The sequence below is a fragment of the Stenotrophomonas sp. FR010 genome, from assembly GCF_047520755.2.
Classification (GTDB): domain Bacteria; phylum Pseudomonadota; class Gammaproteobacteria; order Xanthomonadales; family Xanthomonadaceae; genus Stenotrophomonas; species Stenotrophomonas sepilia.
This window is the reverse complement of record NZ_JAXBQT020000002.1, coordinates 156,737-173,808: the sequence shown is the minus strand read 5'-3', so window position 1 is coordinate 173,808 and position 17,072 is coordinate 156,737. Positions and strand designations below refer to the sequence as shown.

Genomic DNA, 17,072 nt, shown 5'->3' with positions numbered 1-17,072 from the left:
TTGGTAGTGCCGGCCGCTGGCCGGCAACAGCAACAGCAACAGCAAAAGCGGCATTCCGTGGGATGGCGGGGCGGTGTGGGTAGGCAGGACACGCCGTGAACCCGTCCATGGGGGCTCGATGGCGCCATCCATGGCGCCAACGGTCCTGCCTACCCACACCGCCCCGCCTCTGACAGATTCCGTGCGCTGTTGGTAGGTGTCGACCTTGGTCGACACGGTAGATCCACGCCATGCGTGGATGAATCGCTGCCAGGCATCGAAAAACGCATGGGGTCGGATCCCTTTTTCAATGAAAAAGGGATCCGACCCGAGCAACACTGAATACGGGACACAGTACCCCTCATCTGCTGCTATCGCCGATTCACCTTGACCTGTTAACGTGCAGTAATGACCTGTGGCATTCTCCTCGTAACACATCCCGGGGTCGGGACCGCCCTGCTTGACGTGGCGACCCGGCTCCTGCGGCAGTTGCCGCTGAAAACCGAAGCTTTCGAAGTACCGTTCGACGCAGACCTGGACGCCCTGCTCCCGCTCGCCTCGGCCGCTTTGCGCCGGGTCGACGGAGGTGACGGCGTGCTGATCCTGACCGACCTGTACGGCGCCAGCCCCGCCAACCTTGCCGGGCAGCTGGCCCGGCTGGGGACCCCGGTTCGCCGAGTGTCAGCGCTGAGCCTGCCGATGTTGCTGCGGGTGATGAATTATCCGGAACAGGGACTGGATCAACTGCCCGCCACAGCCGCGGCGGGCACCCGTAATGGAGCGATAGTCGACGATGCTTGAACGAGAACTCACCGTGAGCAACCGCCTGGGCCTGCACGCCCGGGCCACCGCCAAGCTGGTGCAGACCCTGGCGCCGTTCCGCTGCAACGTGACCATGGCCGCCAAGGGCCGTGAGATCAACGCCAAGAGCATCATGGGGGTGATGCTGCTGGCCGCCGGCCAGGGCACCCCCGTCACCGTGCGCATCAACGGCGAGGACGAAGCCGCCGCGATGGAAGCGGTGGTCGGTCTGTTCGAGCGCCGCTTCGACGAGGACAGCTGAGCGTGCCGCGCGCGCGCGCCGGCCAGGTTCCTTCCGGCCAGCGGCCGGTCCAGCTGCTGGCTGGGCACGGTGCTGCCCGTGGCGCGGCGATGGGCCGCGCACGGGTACGCCTGCCGCATGCGCTGGAGGTGGCCGAGCAACGCATCGGCGCCCACCAGGTCGAGGCCGAGCTGGCCCGCCTGCATCGTGCGGTGGATGCCGCGCGCACGGAAATGCACGAACTGCGCCAGCGCCTGCATGGCGCATTGAACCAGGAAGTGGGCGAGTTCCTCGACCTGCACGCGCTGCTGCTGGACGACCCCGAGCTGCTGCACGGCCTGGACGAGCTGATCCGCAGCGGCCCGTACAGCGCCGGCTATGCCTTGCGCCTGCAGCGCGACCGCCTGGCCAAGGTCTTCGATGGCATGGACGATGCCTATCTGAAGAGCCGCATGGACGATCTCGACCATGTGATCGGGCGCATCCACGCCTTCCTGCAACCCGAACGGCCGTCGGCGGTGAAAGGCCTGGCCGGCGAGATCCTGGTCTGCGACAACATCGCCCCCTCCGAGCTGGCGCAGCTGCAGGCACAGGGCGTGGTCGGCATCGTCACGGCCGCCGGCAGCGCGCTGTCGCACAGCGCGATCCTGGCGCGCAGCCTGCACCTGCCCCTGATCGTCAACGTGCCGCAGCTGCTCAGCCGCATCGCCGATGGCGATGTGCTGATCATCGATGGCGCCGACGGCAGCATCACCGTCAACCCGCAGGCCGACAACCTGCGGGACTACCGCGTCCGGCTGAAGGAGCACGCGCGCGAGCAGCGCGAGCTCGGCCGCCTGCGCAGCAAGCCCAGCCGTACCCGCGACCAGGTCGACATTGCCCTGCTGGCCAATGCCGAATCACTGGAAGACGTGACCCAGGCACATGCACTGGGCGCGCAGGGGCTCGGCCTGTACCGCACCGAATTCCTGTTCCTGCAGCGCAATGAGCTGCCGGACGAAGAAGAGCAGTTCCAGACCTACCGCGATGCCGCGCTGGGCATGAGCGGGCGGCCGGTCACCATACGCACGCTGGACCTGGGCGCGGACAAGGCCGACCGTACCGGCCTGACCCTGAGCAACGAAGAGAACCCTGCACTCGGCCTGCGCGGAGTGCGCCTGTCGCTGGCACGGCCGAAGGTGGCCGACACCCAGCTGCGCGCGATACTGCGCGCGTCTGCGTACGGCAAGCTGCGCGTGCTGGTGCCGATGGTCAGCACCCGCGAGGAGCTGCTGGCCGTGCGCCGGCGCATGCTCAAACTGACCGAACAGCTGCGCGGCGAAGGCCACATGGTGTCCGACCACGTACCGCTGGGCGCGATGATCGAAGTCCCCGCCGCTGCGCTGGCGCTGGAGAGCTTCATCGACCTGGTCGATTTTCTGTCGATCGGCACCAACGATCTGGTGCAGTACCTGCTGGCTGCCGACCGGAACAACGAGGCACTGGGCGAGTTGTATTCACCGCTGCACCCGGCCGTGCTGCGGCTGCTGCAGATGGTGATCGAGACCGGCGCGCGTCACCGCGTCCCGGTGGCGGTCTGCGGCGAGATGGCCGGTGATGCCCGGATGACCCCGCTGCTGCTGGCGCTGGGCCTGAGCGAGTTCAGCCTGCACCCCGGTACGTTGCTGGAGGTACGCCGCGCGATACGCGACGCTGACCTGGGCGCACTGCGCGCCCGTGCACCGAAACTGCTGGCCGCGCGCGACCGCCGCGCCATCGAACGCTGGCTGGCGCTGGTGGCGGAAACGGCCTGAGCGCCAAGGGTGGTGCCATCCGGCGGCTATGCGCTGAAACATCGCCTTGCGATAATGACGCGCTGAACACCCCTGTTGCCGCATCCTTGCCGGGATCGCGGCTTTTCTTATCCCGCGGGAGCTGCGATGGCTGAAGCTGTACGCCACGACAAGACTGCGCGCCAACTGCGGATGCTGTCCGATGCACTGGACAGCGGCCGGCTGGGCCCGGTACGTCGCCTGGTCAACACCCTGGCCCCGGCCGAGATCGGCAACCTGCTTGAATCGCTGCCGCCGGGCAAGCGCGAGGTGGTGTGGGGCCTGGTCGATCCTGAAGACGACGGCGAGGTGCTGGTCCACGTCGGCGAGGACGTGCGCGAAAGCCTGCTCGCGGACATGGACCCGGACGAGATCATCGCCGCGGTCGAAGACCTGGACATCGACGATCTGGCCGACCTGGTCGAAGACCTGCCGGATACGGTCATCGATGAAGTCCTCAAGTCGATGGACCGCGAGAACCGCGAGCGGCTGGAACAGGTGCTGTCCTATCCCGAGGACAGCGCCGGCCGCCTGATGAACCCGGACGTGGTGACCGTGCGCGCCGACGTCAACGTCGACGTGGTGCTGCGCTACCTGCGCCTGCGCGGCGAATTGCCGGACCACACCGACCACCTGTTCGTGGTCAGCCGGCGGCACCAGTATCTCGGCCGGGTGTCGCTGGCGGCACTGGTGACCCACGAGGACACCACCCCGATCAACCGCCTGATCGACGACGAGCAGCCGGCCATCGACGTCGGCGAGAGCGACCAGGAAGTGGCACGGCAGTTCTCCGACCATGACTGGATCTCCGCACCGGTAGTGGACGAGAACAACATCCTCGTTGGCCGCATCACCATCGATGACGTGGTCGACATCATCCGCGGCCAGGCCGAGCACCAGGCGCTGGGCGCCGCCGGCCTGGACGAGGACGAGGACCTGTTCAGCCCGGTCTGGCGCGCCATGCGCCGCCGCCTGATGTGGCTGTCGATCAATCTGTGCACGGCCTTCCTGGCCTCCAGCGTGGTCGGCCACTTCGAGGGCACGATCGACAAGCTGGTGGCGCTGGCGGTGCTGATGCCGATCGTGGCCGGCCTGGGCGGCAATGCCGGCACCCAGGTGCTGGCGCTGATGGTGCGTGGCCTGGCGTTGGGCCAGGTGGGCGCCTCCAACGCGCGCACGCTGCTTTGGAAGGAAGTGCGGGTGGCCGCGCTCAACGGCCTGCTGCTCGGCTCGATCCTGGGGCTGATCGTGCTGGTCTGGTTCCACTCGCCCGGACTGTCGGCGGTGATCGCCATCGCGCTGACCTGCAACCTGCTGTTCGCGGCACTGGCCGGCGTGCTGGTGCCGCTGACCCTGAAACGCTTCGGCTTCGACCCGGCGCTGGCCAGTGGCATCTTCCTGACTGCCGTGACCGACTCGATGGGCTTCTTCACCTTCCTCGGCCTGGCCACGCTGGTGCTGCTGCACTGATCCCTGCCGGGCCGGATCCCCGCAACGCGGAGCTCCGACCCACACCAAGACCCAGGGTCGGATCCCCGCGACGCGGGGCTCTGACCCGATTCCAACTGGACCCTCATGGCCACCACGATCGAAAACTATTTCCAGCCCGGCTGGCGCGACCAGCAGCACACCTGCCCGGCCTGCGAATGGAAGGGCAGCTCGCGCGCCATGGTGATGGAACTGGACGAGGACGCCACCGAGTACGACTGCCCGGTCTGCGAAAACCCGTTGCTGGTGGTGCTGCACCCGGACATAGCGCAGGTGCAGGCCGCCGCCGCCAGCGGCAATGCCGAAGCCCAGGAACAGCTGGACATCATCGCCAGCTTCCCGCGCCCGCAGTGATGCGGCGCATGATGCCGCGTTGACCTGCGGCGGACTAGGATGCGGCTGAACCCACCGCTCCGGGAACGTCGATGGTCCGTACGATGATGCGCTGGCTGCCGATGCTGGCGATCCTGATGATGGCCGGCTGCGCCTCGCACCCGGACAGCGCACGTGGCCGCTTCGAATCGCGTGCGGTGAAAGTGGATGGCCGTACCGCCTATTACCAGGTGTTCATTCCGGCAACCGCGGCGCGCACGCCTGGCGCGCTGCCGGTGGTGCTGTTCCTGCATGGATCCGGCGAGCGTGGCGGCGACGGCGTCAAGCAGACCCATGCCGGGCTGGGGCCGCACCTGCGCAGGCACGCGGCCGACTTCCCCGCGTTGGCCGTATTCCCGCAGGTGCCGGGCCGCCAGGAATGGAGCGGGCGCAACAACCGCGTTGCGCTGGCCGCCCTGGACGCCACCATCGCCGAGTTCGGTGCCGATCCCTCGCGGCAGTACCTGACCGGGATGTCGATGGGCGGCTATGGCAGCTGGAACATCGCGCTGGATCAACCCGGGCGCTTCGCCGCGATCGTGCCAGTATGCGGCGCAGTGCTGGCGCCGCGCGCGGTGCGTCCGACCTTGTTCGTCGAACAGGTGGCCCAGGAATCCGATCCTTATGCCGTGATCGCCAAGCGGCTTCGGCACACACCGATCTGGATCTTCCATGGTGCGCTGGATGACGTGGTGCCGCCGGATGACGACCGCCGGCTGCACGCCGCATTCCAGAACGCCAACGCGCGTGACGTGCGCTACACCGAGTACCCCGAAGGCAACCACAATGCCTGGGACGCCACCTACGCGGACCCGGCAATGTGGGCATGGCTGTTCGCGCAGAAGCGCTGAACCGCGGCTTCTGCTGGGAAACATCTGTTGGTGGATACCTACCGTTGGTCGGCTTGGGTATTGGTGGGTGCCGACCGTTGGTCGGCACTATCTCTCCGCTTCGGGGTAATCCATTGCTTGGTACCTCCCATCAATCTCCCATCGGCACCAGGCATACGGGTACTCTCCCACGCAGCTCGCCAAGTTCGCCCTGACCGGGTTGGCGACGATGTACATCGCATGGCGAAACAGTGATTCTTCAGAACGAATGGCGTGATCGTGATAGCTCGATTGCCAAAATGGTCCTGTCTTGCCCAGCATGCGGTTGATCCGCAATGCACTGCTCGATTTGAAGCGTTGCATGATGTAGTCCAGCGAGAACGCACGGATCTCAACAAGCCAATGGATGTGGTCCGGCATGACCACATAGGCAAGTGAGTGCGTCAGGCCATCATCATCAATGCGACGGAACACATCCATCACCTCCTGTGCCGCAGTGGCATCATCGAAGTAGCGTCGACGTTCCTGGGTGACGGTGGTCAGGATGTAGGATTGCCCGATCCGGGAATGGAGGCCAAGGCGTAGGCGTGCGCGGTTCATGGGCCCAAGCGTGCGCCTGCCGGTATCTCTCTTCTATCGGGCAACACGTCAATACAGGTAGGCCCGAAACCATTCAATGGCCAGGCCCGCACTTCACCGCACTGATGGTCCAGTGCCGACCAACGGTCGGCACCCACCGGATCGGCTGAGAACAGATCAGCCGTGCCGACCAACGGTCGGCACCCACCAAAGTGGTCAGCCCAGCAAGGTTTCCAGCACGGCCATGCGCACGGCGACCCCGTTGGCGACCTGGCGCAGCACCCACGATTGCGGGCCATCGGCCACGTCGTCGGTCACTTCCACGCCGCGGTTGATCGGGCCCGGGTGCAGTACCGCAGCGTCCTTGCCGGCACGCGCCAGGCGCGCGCGGGTCAGGCCGTACTGCGCGTGGTACTGCTCCAGCGACGGCACCAGGCCTTCTTCCATGCGCTCGCGCTGCAGGCGCAGCATCATCAGCGCGTCGACGCCTTCCAGCATCGCGTCGAAATCATCACCGACCACGCAGCCCTTCAGGGTCTCGTCATCCGGCAGCAGCGACTGCGGGCCACACACGCGGATCTCGCCCACGCCCAGCGTGCGCAGCGCGTGCAGGTCGGTGCGCGCCACGCGCGAGTGCTTCACGTCGCCGACGATCACCACCTTCAGCTTCGAGAAATCCGGGCCCTTGGCCTGGCGCAGGGTCAGCATGTCCAGCAGGCCCTGGGTCGGGTGCGCGCTGCGGCCGTCGCCGGCGTTGATCAGTGCGGTGCCCTCGCCCGCCGCCTCGGCCAGCGCGGCCACGGCGCCGTCATCGGGGTGTCGCACCACGAAGCCGCGCACGCCCATCGCTTCCAGGTTGCGCAGCGTGTCGCAGGCGGTTTCGCCCTTGCGCGTGGACGAGGTCGAGGCATCGAAGTTCAGCACATCGGCCCCGAGGCGCTGCGCGGCCAGCTGGAACGAGCTGCGGGTGCGCGTGGACGGCTCGAAGAACAGCGTGCACACCGCCGAACCGGCCAGCACGTGGCGCTTGTTGCCGACACGGCCGACTGCGGCGTCGCGGATCTGCCCTGCCCGATCGAGCAGCTGCAGCAGGGTTTCGCGCGGCAGGCCCTCCAGGGTCAGCAGGTGGCGCAGGCGTCCGGAGGCATCGATTTGCTGGGCAGTCATGGCGGGAGTCGTGCAGTCAGGGAATGGGGGTGGCGTCGTCGGGGGACGACAGCCAGCGGTCGATGATCACCGCCGCGGCCACAGCGTCGAGGGCGGCCGCATCACGGCGACGCTTGCGCCCTTCGGCGCGCTCGACGGCGAAACGGCGGGCCGCCTCGACCGAGCTGGAACGCTCGTCGATCATCACCACCGGCAGCTTGAAGCGTTCCCGCAGCTGGCGGGCAAAGCCCTGCGCACGCTTGCGGTTGGGCTGGTCCTGGCCGTCCAGGGTCAGCGGGTCGCCGACCACCAGGCCGTCGGGCTTCCATTCCTTGAGCAGGCGTTCGATCGCGGTCCAGTCCGGGCCGTTGCCGTGAACATCGACCACCGCCACCGCGCGCGCATGCGCGGCGAAGGCACTGCCGATGGCCACGCCGATGCGTCGCGAGCCGACATCAAAACCCAGGACCGTGCCGTCGCGACGGATGGCCGGCGCAGCAGGAATCGGGGCGGGCGAGATGGGCTCAGACATGGCCGCTGTAGTCGGTCAGCCGGAACAGGTCCACGCCGATGCGCGAAGCCGCTCCCTGCCAGCGCTGCTCAAGCGGCAGCTGGAACACCAGCTCGGCATCGGCCGGCACGGTCAGCCAGCTGTTCTCGGACAGCTCGCTTTCCAGCTGCCCTGCGCCCCAACCGGCACAGCCGAGGGTGACCACCGCATTGGCCGGGCCTTCGCCACGCGCCATCGCTTCGAGGATGTCGCGCGAGGTGGTCAGGTACAGGCCGTCGCCCACGGTCAGGCTGGAATCCCACGCGCGCGCGTCGTCATGGATGACGAAGCCGCGTTCGGGATGCACCGGACCGCCATTGAGCACCATGCGCGCCTGCAGCTCGCCATCACCGGTGGTGATGTCCATCTGCGCGAGCACTTCACCCAGCGTGTATTCGGAAGGCTGGTTGACCAGCACGCCCATCGCCCCGTTCTCGTCGTGCTGGCAGATCAGCGCGACGCTGCGGGCAAAGGTCGCGTCGAGCAGCGACGGCAGCGCGACGAGCAGGTGATCGGCAAGGGAGGTCGGTATTACAGGCATGGGACCATTCTACCTGCTGGGGGCGGGATGGTCGCGCGATGGCGCCGAACCGCGATGGGCTAGGATGGTGCTTTGCCACGGAAGGTCATTGATGCCATCTTCATCGCCCCTGACCCTGCCGGCACGCAGCGCCATCGTCCTGATCGCCCTGCTGCAGGGCCTGATGCTGTACGCCGCGCAGGAGCTGTCCGATGCCTGGCCGTTCCGCGATATCGGCTGGCGCTACTGCTGGTACGCCTGGGTGCTGGCCATTCCCAGCGCGGTGGCGCTGAGCCTGGTCGAGCTGGGCCAGCGCCGCCTGTGGCTGCAGGCCGTGCTTGGCTCGACGGTGGTGCTGGCGCTGGCCGCCTGGATCGGCTGGAACCTCAATGGCGAAACCGCACTGGAATCGGGCGCGCTGCAGTTTCCGTTGACCCTGGGCATGGGCGTGGCGGTGTTCGTGGCCCTGCCCTGGTGGCAGTTCCAACTGCAGCATGGGCACTGGCGCGCCAGCTACCCCGAGTTGTTCGAGCGCGCCTGGCAGAACGGTTTGACCCTTGCCCTGGCGGCGCTGTTCACCGGCCTGACCTGGCTGCTGCTGTGGCTGTGGGCAGCGCTGTTCCAACTGCTGGACGTGAATGTCTTCCGCGACCTGTTCCGGCAGGACGCTTTCATCGCACTGGCCACCGGCAGCCTGGCCGGGTTCGGCGTGCTGATCGGGCGCACCCAGCACCGCGCGATCCAGATCACCCGCCAGGTGCTGTTCGCGATCTGCCGTGGGCTGCTGCCGCTGCTGTCGTTCATCGCCGTATTGTTCGTGCTGAGCCTGCCGCTTACCGGGCTGGAACCGCTGTGGAAGACCCGTTCGGCCGCCAGCCTGCTGGTGGTGGTGTCGCTGCTGCTGGTGACGTTCACCAATGCGGTCTACCAGCAGGGGGAAGACAGTGTCTCCTACCCTCTGGTGCTGCGCAGGCTGGTCGAAGCCAGCCTGCTGACACTGCCGGTTTACGCCGCGCTGGCACTGTATGCATTGGGCCTGCGCGTGGCGCAGTACGGCTGGACCCTGGATCGCTTCTGGGCGGTACTCGTCGCATTGGCCACGGCCGGCTATGCCGTGGGCTACGCGCTGGCGGTGCTGCGCCGGCAGCGCCGCTGGCTGCAGATGCTGGAGCCGGTCAACCGCTGGATGTGCTGGGCGGTGCTGGCACTGGCCCTGCTGGGCAACTCGCCCCTGCTGGACCCGGTGCGGCTGACCCTGTCCAGCCAACTGGAGCGGCTGCGCGCGGACCCGCCGGCGATCACCAGCAGCGACGTCAACGTGCTGCGCTTCGATCTGGGGCGCCGTGGCGTGCAGGCGCTGCGCGAACTGCAGCGCGATCCGGCCATCACCGCTGATGCCAACGCGCCACAGGTGATCGCTGCAGCACTGGCACGCACCTCACGCTGGGACGACGGCCATCGCCTCGACAAGGGGCCGCAGGACGTCGCCGCGCTTCAGCGCGCGCTGAAGCTGGCCAAGGGATCCAGTTCGCCACCGGACGACTGGTGGAAAGCTCTGGCCACCCGATCGATCAATGGCGAATCCTGCGCCCAGAGCGAGCGCGACTGCCTGATCGTGCATCGCGACCTGGACGGCGATGGTACCGGCGAGGTGCTGCTGTGCGAGCTGAACACCCACCGTGGACCGGACTGCGTACTGTACGCACGTGGCAAGGATTCGCAGTGGCGCCGGGCCGGTGCGCTGTTCGGCACCGTCAGCGGCCAGGCCGAGACGATCAACCAGGCCCTGCGTGACGGCAGACTCACGCTCATTCCACCGCGCTGGCCGATGCTGTCCATCGGCGGGCACCCTGCGCTGGCCATCGATCCCGAATCCGAATCCGATTCCAACGAGCCTTCCCCATGAGCGGCTACTGCCTCATCGCCCCGGGCCATCCGGTGCACGACTATTACCACGCCAACGAATACGGCTTCCCGCAGCGTGACGAGCGCGAGCTGTTCGAGCGGCTGGTGCTGGAAATCAACCAGGCCGGCCTGAGCTGGGAAACGATCCTGAAGAAGCGCGAGGGCTTCCGCGCGGCCTACGACGGCTTCGATGTGGACCGCGTGGCCGCGTATGCAGAACAGGACATCGAGCGCCTGCTGTCGGACGCGGGCATCATCCGCAACCGGCTGAAGGTGCTGGCGGCGATCCACAACGCGCAGGTGATCCAGCGGCTGCGGGCCAGCCATGGCAGCTTCGCGGCGTGGCTGGATGCGCACCACCCGCGCAGCAAGGCCGACTGGGTGAAGCTGTTCAAGAAGACGTTCCGCTTCACCGGCGGCGAGATCACCGGCGAATTCCTGATGAGCCTGGGCTACCTGCCCGGTGCGCACGCCGAGGATTGCCCGGTGCATGCGCGGCTGCTGATGCTGTCGCCGCCGTGGTTGAAGGCCGCCGCCCGCTGATGGATATCCGCCGGGCATGGCCCGGCGCTGCCATGCATGGGTTCAGGTAGTGCCGGCCGCTGGCCGGCAACACCGTTGAACGTCACACGCCCATGTAGCGGCCGGGGCGGTGGTTGAACATCAGCACGAGGCTGAGCACCACCGCGCCGATGGCCGAGTACAGCACCTTCGATGGCGACAACACGAAGAACGCGGCCACCATCAGGCAGGCGTCGTAGGACATCTGCACCTTGCCCGCGCTCCAGCCACGGGTGCGCTGCAGGTACACCGCCAGAATGCCGATGCCACCAAGGCTTGCACGGTGGCGGATGAAAAAGAGGATGCCCAGGCCGGACAACGCACCACCGACGATCGCCGAGTACAGCGGGTTGATGTGCGAGAAGTCGATCCAGCGCGGCAGCAGGTCGGTCAGCACGCCACAGGCGGTGACCGCGGCGAAGGTCTTCAGGGTGAATTCCCAGCCCATGCGCCGCAGCGCCACCCAGTAGAACGGCAGGTTGACCAGCACGAACACCAGGCCGAAGTTCCAGCCCATCGCGTAGTGCAGCAGGAAGGCCATGCCCGCCATGCCGCCGATCATCAGCCCGCCCTTGGCGAAGATGGCCAGGCCCAGCGAGGCCACCATCGTGGCCAGCACCATGCCCTGCACGTCCTCGGCGATCGAGTGACGCAGCGCTTTGTCGTCGGCGGTGGTGCCGGCGCTGTCGGGCGGCGGGGTCAGCGGACCGGCGGTGACCAGGTGGCCGTCAGCGTCGTCGCACGGCGCGGGGCCATGGGAGGGAAGGGACATGCGGGTGGGGGAACAGCAGGTGGGGAGCGCTATTAGACACGATCCGCATGACAGTTGCAGATGAAATCGTTCAGCTGAATGCGTCCAGCCCTGCCCTCCGCCGGTCGCTGGTTACCCCTTTCCAGCCCGGTGGTATGCCACCAGCGCGTTGGCGTGGCCATGGCCCAAGCCGTGCTCGCTCTTCAGGAAGCTGACCAGTGCCATGTGTTTCAGGCCGTTCTTCCCCGCCAGCAGCCCGAACCAGTGCGCCACCGGCCGCCCGTAGGTCTTCTCGATGGAGGGGAAATACGAGGCCGGGCCTTTCGGCTTGGTGTCAGTGCCCATGCGGAAGCTCCTTGCGTTGGATGTACCGGTACGACGAATCGGAGAGCCGGAAATCGACAGATTCGTTCAATCCGGGAGCCTTATCATCCGGTCATGCCCCGCGAAAATCTCAACGATCTGCAGGCCTTTGTCCACGTTGCCCGCGAGGGCAGCTTCACCAAGGCTGCCGCCCAGCTGGGCGTGTCCCAGTCCGCGCTCAGCCATGCCATGCGCGGACTGGAGCAGCGCCTGGGCGTGCGCCTGCTGACCCGCACCACCCGCAGCGTCTCGACCACCGAAGCCGGTGCCCGCCTGCTCGATACCCTGGCCCCGCGCCTGGCCGAGATCGAGGACGGGCTGGCCGCGCTGGCCGAGTACCGTGAACGCCCGGCCGGCACCATCCGTATCAATGCCACCGGCCACGCCGCCGAGTACATCGCCTGGCCCAGGCTGGCGCCGCTGCTGCTGCAGTATCCGGATCTGAAGGTGGAACTGGCAGCCGACTACGGGTTGGCCGACATCGTGGCCGAGCGCTACGACATCGGCATCCGCCTGGGCGAGCGGCTGGCGCGCGACATGATCGCCGTACCGATCAGCCCGCCGCTGCGCATGCGCGTGGTCGGGGCGCCCAGCTACTTCCGCCAGCACGTGGTGCCGCGGCATCCAGACGACCTGGCCGGGCACAACTGCGTGACCCTGCGGCTGCCCACGCATGGTGGGCTGATGCCGTGGGATTTCGGCCAGGACGGCAATGAACTGAGCGTGCGCGTGAGCGGCCAGTGGACGTTCAACACCATGGGCATGACCCGCACCGCTGCGCTGGCAGGCAGCGGATTGGCCTGGCTGCCGGAAGACCAGGTGCAGCCGATGCTGGACGATGGCCGGCTGCAATCAGTGCTGGACGACTGGTGCCCGCACTTCGATGGCTACTACGCGTACTACCCTTCGCGCCGCCACGTGACCGTGGCGATGCGGACGGTGCTTGATGCGCTGCGCGGGCCGATGGCTGGATGAGGTGTGCGGACCAACGGTCCGCACCCACCTCGGTCCGCACCCGGTGATCAGCCCTTGGCCTGTGCCGCACGCTGCGGGTTGTAACGCTCGCCAACGATCGACACTTCGTCCAGCGCCTGCGCGATGCGTTGCAGTTCTTCCGGTGCCAGCTGCAGGTCGACCGCGCCCAGGTTCTCTTCCAGGCGATGAACCTTGGTGGTGCCCGGAATCGGCACGATCCACGGTGCCTGCGCGAGCAGCCAGGCCAGTGCGACCTGCGCAGGCGTCGCACCGCGCGCTGCCGCAATCGTGCTGATGCGATCCACCAACGCCTGGTTGGCGCGGCGCGCCTCCACTTCGAAACGCGGCACGCTGTTACGGAAGTCGTTGGCGTCGAAGGTGGTATCGGCGTTGATCGCACCGGTCAGGAAGCCGCGACCCAGCGGGCTGAACGGCACGAAGCCGATGCCCAGCTCCTGCAGCGTCGGCAGCAGCTCACGCTCCGGTTCGCGCCACCACAGCGAGTACTCGCTCTGCACGGCGGTGACCGGCTGCACCGCATGCGCGCGACGCACGGTGGCAGCGCTCGCCTCGGACAGGCCGAAGTGGCCGACCTTGCCCTCGGCGATCAGGTCGCGCACGGTGCCGGCCACATCCTCGATCGGCACGTTCGGGTCGACGCGGTGCTGGTAGAACAGATCGATATGGTCGGTACGCAGGCGCTTGAGGCTGGCTTCGGCCACGGCACGGATGTTCTCCGGGCGGCTGTCCAGGCCGGCATCGGTGCGCGCGTCCTTGAAACCAAACTTGGTGGCGATCACCAGCCTGTCGCGGTAGGGCGCCAAGGCCTGGCCGAGCAGGTCTTCGTTGGTGTACGGGCCGTACACCTCGGCGGTGTCGAAGAAGGTCACGCCGCGCTCGACGGCAGCGTGCAGCAGGGCGATGCCCTGGCTCGGTTCGACCGGCTGGCCGTAGGCATGGGTCAGGCCCATGCAACCCAGGCCCAGAGCGGAAACCTTCAGGCCGCTGCGGCCGAGTTCACGTGTCTGCATCGTCGTACTCCAGAGGGGGAGTGCTGACGATACGCCTGCGGTGGCGATGGATTGAGCCGGCTGGACCGCAGTCGGTCATGACTGGAATTCATCAATCCGGTCATGACCGTTGCCGGCCAGGTCAGCGGATTTCGGAGATCTCCACCCCATCCAGCCCCTGCGACAGGGTGCGCGCGTCGCCGCCCTGGCTGAGCTTGATGCGCAGGCGCACCTCGTTCTGCGAATCGGCGTAACGCAGCGCGTCCTCGTAGCTGATCTCGCCGGCCTGGTACAGCTCGAACAGGCTCTGGTCGAAGGTCTTCATGCCCAGCTGGACCGAGTCCTTCATCACTTCCTTCAGCTTGTGGATCTCGCCGTCGCGGATGTAGTCCTGTACCAGTGGCGTGCCCAGCAGGATCTCCATCGCCACCTTGCGCGAGCGGCCATCGGGCGACGGCACCAGTTGCTGCGCGACCACGCCCTTGAGGTTCAGCGACAGGTCCATCAACAGCTGGTTGCGGCGGTCTTCCGGGAAGAAGTTGATGATGCGGTCCATCGCCTGGTTGGCATTGTTGGCATGCAGCGTGGCCAGCACCAGGTGGCCGGTTTCGGCGAACGCGATGGCGTGGTCCATGCCTTCGCGGGTACGCACCTCGCCGATCATGATCACGTCCGGCGCCTGGCGCAGGGTGTTCTTCAGCGCGGCTTCCCAGCTGTCAGTATCGATGCCGACTTCGCGCTGGGTGATGATGCAGCCCTCGTGCTTGTGCACGAATTCGATCGGGTCTTCGATGGTGATGATGTGGCCGGTCGAGTTCTGGTTGCGGTAACCGATCATCGCCGCCAGCGAAGTCGATTTACCGGTACCGGTGGCACCGACGAACAGGATGATGCCGCGCTTGGTCATCGCCAGCGTCTTGATGATCGGCGGCAGGCTCAGCTCTTCCACGGTCGGAATGCGCGTCTCGATGCGGCGCAGCACCATGCCGACCTGGTTGCGCTGGTAGAAGCAGCTCACGCGGAAACGGCCGACACCGGACAGGCCGATGGCGAAGTTGCATTCGTGGGTCTTCTCGAATTCCTCGCGCTGTGCCGGGGTCATCACGTTGAGGACCAGGTCGCGGCTCTGCTGCGGCGTCAGTGGCGTCTGCGTGATCGGCGAGATCTTGCCGTTGACCTTCATCGCCGGTGGCATGCCGGCGGTGATGAACAGGTCCGAGGCGCGCTGGTGCGCCATCAGCTTGAGGAACGAAGTGAAATCGATGGTGGTCGCGGTGGTGTTCACGGCGGGCTCCCGGAAGGCGGTTTACCAGGTAACGGTCGGTGGAGGAAACAACACGGAGCGGCCGCGCCATTGCGCGCGCCGCCCGTCGCTGTCCCGCCTTACTCGAACAGGCGCTTGTCCTTGGCATACTCGCGGGCCTGGTTGCGGGTGATCAGGCTGCGCTTGACCAGATCCTGCAGATGCTGGTCCAGGGTCATCATGCCGTACTGCTGGCCGGTCTGGATGGCCGAGTACATCTGCGCCACCTTGTCCTCGCGGATCAGGTTGCGGATGGCCGGGGTACCGACCATGATTTCCCACGCTGCGGTACGGCCGCCACCGACCTTCTTCAGCAGTGCCTGCGAGATCACCGCACGCAGCGACTCGGACAACATTGAACGCACCATCGGCTTTTCGCCGGCCGGGAACACGTCGATGATACGGTCGATGGTCTTGGCCGCCGAACTGGTGTGCAGGGTGCCGAACACCAGGTGGCCGGTTTCCGCGGCGGTCAGTGCCAGGCGGATGGTTTCCAGGTCGCGGAGTTCGCCGACCAGGATGATGTCCGGGTCCTCACGCAGTGCCGAGCGCAGTGCCTCGTTGAAGCCATGCGTGTCACGGTGCACTTCGCGCTGGTTGATCAGGCACTTCTGCGAGGTGTGCACGAATTCGATCGGATCCTCGACGGTGAGGATGTGGCCGTACTCGTTCTTGTTGATGTAGTCGATCATCGCCGCCAGCGTGGTCGACTTGCCCGAGCCGGTCGGGCCGGTCACCAGGATCAGGCCCTGCGGTTGCTGGATTACCTCGCGGAACAGCGGCGGGCAAGCCAGGTCCTCGAGGGTGAGCACCTCGGACGGAATGGTACGGAACACCGCACCGGCGCCGCGGTTCTGGTTGAACGCGTTCACACGGAAGCGCGCCAGCGATGGGATCTCGAAGGAGAAGTCCACTTCGAGGAATTCCTCGTAATCGCGGCGCTGCTTGTCGGACATGATGTCGTACACCAGCGCGTGGACCTGCTTGTGGTCCAGGGCCGGGATGTTGATCCGGCGAACGTCGCCGTCCACGCGGATCATCGGCGGCAGGCCTGCAGACAGGTGCAGGTCGGACGCTTTGTTCTTTACGGAAAACGCCAGCAGTTCGGCGATATCCATGAGCGGCTACTCCCCAATAACGGCTTCGACTGGAAGGATCTTTCCCCGGGCGGCAGTATAGCCTCCTGATTCAACGGAACGCGTTACGTGGCCACTCCCCTGCCCCAGATCCTGAGCAACCTGCATGCCGCCGCCGAGGCGGCCGGCCGGCCCGATCCGCGCCTGCTGGCCGTGTCCAAGACCCAACCGGCCGAGGCCGTGGCCGCGCTGGCCGCACAGGGCCAGCAGGCCTTCGGCGAGAACTATGTGCAGGAAGCGCTGGCCAAGATGCAGGCACTGCAGCACCTGGCGCTGGAGTGGCACCTGATCGGCCACCTGCAGTCGAACAAGGCCGAGGCGGTGGCCACCCATTTCGACTGGGTGCAGAGCGTGGACCGGCCCAAGCTGGTAACGGCGCTGGCGCGCCATCGCCCGGCCGCACGCGGCCCGCTGAATGTGCTGATCCAGGTCAACATCGACGATGAATCGAGCAAGCACGGCTGTGCACCGGAGGATGTCGAGGGGCTGGCCGCAGCGATTGCCGCCGAGCCCTCGCTGTGCCTGCGTGGCCTGATGGCGATTCCTGCGCCGTGGCCCGAGGTGGAGCGCCGTCGGGATGCGTTCGTGCGCATGCGCACACTTTTCCAGTCGCTGGCCGCCCAGCGCGCGCAGGTCGACACGCTGTCGATGGGCATGAGCAGCGACTACGCGGAAGCCATCGCCGAGGGCGCCACCCTGGTGCGCATCGGCACCGCCCTGTTCGGCGCGCGCGCGCGCCCGGCCTGATTTT

At 66.9% G+C, this 17,072-nt stretch carries 19 protein-coding genes; 10 read left to right on the top strand and 9 right to left on the bottom strand.

Annotation, left to right across the window (positions count from 1 at the left end):
• Nucleotides 1–387 precede the first annotated feature (387 nt).
• The 6 genes from ACM0PK_RS03115 (at nucleotide 388) to ACM0PK_RS03090 (ending at nucleotide 5,543) form a co-directional block, all read left to right on the top strand.
• On the top strand, nucleotides 388–780 hold the full coding sequence (locus ACM0PK_RS03115; protein ID WP_005408386.1) for a PTS sugar transporter subunit IIA: 393 nt from the start codon (nucleotides 388–390) through the stop codon (nucleotides 778–780).
• On the top strand, nucleotides 773–1,042 hold the full coding sequence (locus ACM0PK_RS03110; RefSeq protein ID WP_005408385.1) for an HPr family phosphocarrier protein: 270 nt from the start codon (nucleotides 773–775) through the stop codon (nucleotides 1,040–1,042). The genes ACM0PK_RS03115 and ACM0PK_RS03110 overlap by 8 nt, the downstream gene beginning before the upstream one ends.
• Nucleotides 1,043–1,044: 2 nt before the next feature.
• Nucleotides 1,045–2,814 carry a phosphoenolpyruvate--protein phosphotransferase gene (ptsP, locus tag ACM0PK_RS03105; RefSeq protein WP_180885542.1) on the top strand — a complete coding sequence of 590 codons (1,770 nt, stop codon included), beginning with the start codon at nucleotides 1,045–1,047 and terminating at the stop codon, nucleotides 2,812–2,814.
• A 126-nt stretch (nucleotides 2,815–2,940) separates the two neighbouring features.
• A complete protein-coding gene (gene mgtE / locus ACM0PK_RS03100; protein WP_049410631.1) occupies nucleotides 2,941–4,302 on the top strand; it encodes a magnesium transporter in 1,362 nt (453 codons plus the stop codon).
• Nucleotides 4,303–4,407: 105 nt separating this feature from the next.
• Nucleotides 4,408–4,674 carry a hypothetical protein gene (locus tag ACM0PK_RS03095; RefSeq protein ID WP_414607194.1) on the top strand — a complete coding sequence of 89 codons (267 nt, stop codon included), beginning with the start codon at nucleotides 4,408–4,410 and terminating at the stop codon, nucleotides 4,672–4,674.
• A gap of 71 nt (nucleotides 4,675–4,745) precedes the next feature.
• Nucleotides 4,746–5,543: a carboxylesterase family protein gene (locus ACM0PK_RS03090; protein WP_134970624.1), complete on the top strand. Its 798-nt coding sequence runs from the start codon at nucleotides 4,746–4,748 to the stop codon at nucleotides 5,541–5,543.
• 87 nt (nucleotides 5,544–5,630) lie between these two features.
• Here ACM0PK_RS03090 and ACM0PK_RS03085 read toward each other — a convergent pair whose 3' ends face one another.
• The 4 genes from ACM0PK_RS03085 to ACM0PK_RS03070 all read right to left on the bottom strand — a co-directional run bounded on the left by ACM0PK_RS03085 (nucleotide 5,631) and on the right by ACM0PK_RS03070 (nucleotide 8,338).
• Nucleotides 5,631–6,122, bottom strand: a complete 492-nt coding sequence (locus tag ACM0PK_RS03085) for an REP-associated tyrosine transposase (protein WP_414607195.1) — start codon at nucleotides 6,120–6,122, stop codon at nucleotides 5,631–5,633.
• Nucleotides 6,123–6,317: 195 nt separating this feature from the next.
• Complete coding sequence (locus tag ACM0PK_RS03080; RefSeq protein WP_072168199.1) at nucleotides 6,318–7,268, bottom strand: aspartate carbamoyltransferase catalytic subunit; 951 nt, start codon at nucleotides 7,266–7,268, stop codon at nucleotides 6,318–6,320.
• Between the two features lie 16 nt (nucleotides 7,269–7,284).
• Nucleotides 7,285–7,752, bottom strand: a complete 468-nt coding sequence (gene ruvX, locus ACM0PK_RS03075) for a Holliday junction resolvase RuvX (RefSeq protein ID WP_180885592.1) — start codon at nucleotides 7,750–7,752, stop codon at nucleotides 7,285–7,287.
• Nucleotides 7,753–7,771: 19 nt separating this feature from the next.
• A complete protein-coding gene (locus ACM0PK_RS03070) occupies nucleotides 7,772–8,338 on the bottom strand; it encodes a YqgE/AlgH family protein (RefSeq protein ID WP_134970618.1) in 567 nt (188 codons plus the stop codon).
• Nucleotides 8,339–8,429: 91 nt separating this feature from the next.
• On the opposite strand from ACM0PK_RS03070, the gene ACM0PK_RS03065 reads away from it, so the two are divergent.
• Entirely contained in the window at nucleotides 8,430–10,223 is a 1,794-nt protein-coding gene (locus ACM0PK_RS03065) for a DUF4153 domain-containing protein (protein WP_414607196.1), read from the top strand.
• The gene (locus ACM0PK_RS03060) at nucleotides 10,220–10,765 is read left to right on the top strand and encodes a DNA-3-methyladenine glycosylase I (RefSeq protein ID WP_414607197.1); all 546 of its coding nucleotides are present in this window, start codon (nucleotides 10,220–10,222) and stop codon (nucleotides 10,763–10,765) included. The genes ACM0PK_RS03065 and ACM0PK_RS03060 overlap by 4 nt, the downstream gene beginning before the upstream one ends.
• 82 nt (nucleotides 10,766–10,847) lie before the next feature.
• Here the strand turns inward: ACM0PK_RS03060 and ACM0PK_RS03055 are convergent, their stop codons facing one another.
• Nucleotides 10,848–11,555 carry a YitT family protein gene (locus tag ACM0PK_RS03055; protein ID WP_005415543.1) on the bottom strand — a complete coding sequence of 236 codons (708 nt, stop codon included), beginning with the start codon at nucleotides 11,553–11,555 and terminating at the stop codon, nucleotides 10,848–10,850.
• Between the two features lie 111 nt (nucleotides 11,556–11,666).
• The gene (locus ACM0PK_RS03050) at nucleotides 11,667–11,879 is read right to left on the bottom strand and encodes a DUF4287 domain-containing protein (RefSeq protein ID WP_134970612.1); all 213 of its coding nucleotides are present in this window, start codon (nucleotides 11,877–11,879) and stop codon (nucleotides 11,667–11,669) included.
• Nucleotides 11,880–11,972: 93 nt separating this feature from the next.
• Here ACM0PK_RS03050 and ACM0PK_RS03045 point away from each other — a divergent pair, with 93 nt between their 5' ends.
• Nucleotides 11,973–12,872: a LysR family transcriptional regulator gene (locus tag ACM0PK_RS03045; RefSeq protein WP_111202086.1), complete on the top strand. Its 900-nt coding sequence runs from the start codon at nucleotides 11,973–11,975 to the stop codon at nucleotides 12,870–12,872.
• 47 nt (nucleotides 12,873–12,919) lie between these two features.
• Here the strand turns inward: ACM0PK_RS03045 and ACM0PK_RS03040 are convergent, their stop codons facing one another.
• From ACM0PK_RS03040 to ACM0PK_RS03030, 3 genes are all read right to left on the bottom strand, one after another.
• Nucleotides 12,920–13,903: an aldo/keto reductase gene (locus ACM0PK_RS03040; protein ID WP_072168205.1), complete on the bottom strand. Its 984-nt coding sequence runs from the start codon at nucleotides 13,901–13,903 to the stop codon at nucleotides 12,920–12,922.
• Between the two features lie 121 nt (nucleotides 13,904–14,024).
• Nucleotides 14,025–15,167, bottom strand: coding sequence for a PilT/PilU family type 4a pilus ATPase (locus tag ACM0PK_RS03035; RefSeq protein WP_019659468.1), 1,143 nt, complete (start codon nucleotides 15,165–15,167; stop codon nucleotides 14,025–14,027).
• A 98-nt stretch (nucleotides 15,168–15,265) separates the two neighbouring features.
• Nucleotides 15,266–16,303 carry a type IV pilus twitching motility protein PilT gene (locus ACM0PK_RS03030; RefSeq protein WP_004147099.1) on the bottom strand — a complete coding sequence of 346 codons (1,038 nt, stop codon included), beginning with the start codon at nucleotides 16,301–16,303 and terminating at the stop codon, nucleotides 15,266–15,268.
• A gap of 87 nt (nucleotides 16,304–16,390) precedes the next feature.
• Here ACM0PK_RS03030 and ACM0PK_RS03025 point away from each other — a divergent pair, with 87 nt between their 5' ends.
• Nucleotides 16,391–17,068, top strand: coding sequence for a YggS family pyridoxal phosphate-dependent enzyme (locus ACM0PK_RS03025; RefSeq protein WP_005415538.1), 678 nt, complete (start codon nucleotides 16,391–16,393; stop codon nucleotides 17,066–17,068).
• Nucleotides 17,069–17,072: the final 4 nt, after the last annotated feature.